This is a genomic window from Paenibacillus sp. AR247 (genome assembly GCF_002968895.1).
Taxonomy (GTDB): Bacteria; Bacillota; Bacilli; order Paenibacillales; family Paenibacillaceae; genus Paenibacillus_AQ; species Paenibacillus_AQ favisporus.
This window is the reverse complement of the sequence record NZ_PCZT01000009.1, coordinates 794,768-796,605: the sequence shown is the minus strand read 5'-3', so window position 1 is coordinate 796,605 and position 1,838 is coordinate 794,768. Positions and strand designations below refer to the sequence as shown.

Sequence of the window (1,838 nt, the reverse complement as noted above, 5' to 3'; positions counted from 1 at the left end):
GCATCAGGATTACATCATGCTGACCCCGCCTGAGGAGAAGGAAGCGGCGCAGCTCCGCGAGTTTCGCATGCATGCGGCCAGGCTGCGGGGCGAGCTCATCCGGGACAAGTTCATAACCGAACTGATCGCCGGCCACCCTTGGCTAACGAACGCGGAATCCCATATGGAAGAGATATTATCTTCCCCAGGTTATTACTCCAGCATGGTCATTTTCTTACGGGCGGCGAATCAGCCGGTGTGGCGCGATGCAGTCAGGCTGCTGGGGCTTAAAGAAGCAGATACGCCAAATCTAAGCGACGAATGGCTGGAGGAGCTGTTGAATGGGGTATTGTTTAAAGATGCCCATGTGGATTCAGATCGGCCTGAGCTGAAGGAACTTCGCAGACGGCTCAGCCAACTCGGCATGATTGAGCGGCGAAAACTGTACTTGCGATCCACCCCGGCACTGGACAAAGTGCTGGTTCACAGCGTTTCAAAGCTGAAGCAAATCGGGCATATCCTCGATTTTGAGAGATCAGTCCTTGGCGAAGGCCTGCGCATGGTCATCCTGACCGATTATATCCGGAAGGAAGATATGCCTAAGCAAGCGGGGGATGAACAGCCGATTCAGCGCCTCGGAGTGGTCCCGATTTTCGAAACCATCCGCAGACGGCTTAAAGAAAAGAACCGAGCGGTCGAGAGCTCCCCATCGGCGTTCTGACCGGCTCACTTGTGATCCTGCCAGTTGATGCGGCGGCATGGGTGCGGGAGACGGCCGGTCAGCGCGGAATTACGCTCAGTGAGCGGCCGCTCGCCCATGATTCCGACTACGTGTCGATCGATGTGCGCGATTCGAATCGTTCATCTATCGTCGAATGGGTCACAGAGCTCTTTGACCAAGGCGGCGTCCACGTACTCATCGGTACGGCCGCGCTGCTGGGCGAAGGGTGGGATGCACCCGGAATCAATTCGATGATCATGGCCTCCTACGTAGGCTCATTTATGCTGTCCAATCAGATGCGAGGGCGTGCGATTCGTTCGCAGCGCGGAAATCCGGACAAAACGGGGGCGATATGGCATTTGGCCTGCGTCGATACGGAGCTTGCGGATGGAGGAGAAGATATGGCGTCTCTTGCCAGACGTTTCCGCTCGTTGGTGGGCTTGTCCATTACGAATGAAACGATCGAATCCGGCATGGAGCGAATGGGATTGGGGCCGGGACGGTTAGCGGAAAGGGATATTGAGCTGTACAACGCACAAACACTGGATAGAGCAAAGGAGCGCCATTTACTTAAGGAGCGCTGGGCATCAGCCGTTGCCCTGCAGGGTTCGATGACCGAGGAGCTGAGGGCGGAAGGCAAGAGGGTTCCAAGGCCGGTGGTTTATCCCTATACGATCAAAGCGGTTCTTATTTTCGCGTTGGTGCTCGGTTTGGAGACCTTTTTTGACGCGGCCTCATCGCCACAAATGCTGCACTCAGATGTACCGGGGTGGTTCAAATTCAGCATTGCTGCCATCATGGCGGCCGTCTGTGCCAGCCCGTGGATCTACAAGGCTGCAAAAATGACGTTCAAGCACCAGTCGCTGGATCGAAGTATTCGCGAAGTCGGATTAGCCGTATACACCGTGCTGTATGAACTGAAGCTGGTCCAACCCGCTCCGAGCATTCATCTGATTGGAACCCAGGAGGAAGGAGGTGCCGTCGTATGCTGGCTGAGGGATGGGAATACGCATGAAAAGACGCTGTTTCTCAATGCTCTGCAGCAGCTGCTCGATCCGATCGACAATCCCCGCTATTTAGTCTATCGCACATCGCGGCGGCGGTTTGGCCTGTCGCATGATTACCATGCCGTCCCGGA

2 pseudogenes are annotated in these 1,838 nt (G+C 55.8%); both read left to right on the top strand.

Annotated features, from left to right (window positions below):
- A pseudogene (locus CPT76_RS11725) lies at nt 1-700 on the top strand (DEAD/DEAH box helicase family protein); the annotation flags it as partial.
- Between the two features lie 11 nt (nt 701-711).
- Nucleotides 712-1,838, top strand: a pseudogene (locus CPT76_RS37295) (DEAD/DEAH box helicase family protein); the annotation flags it as partial.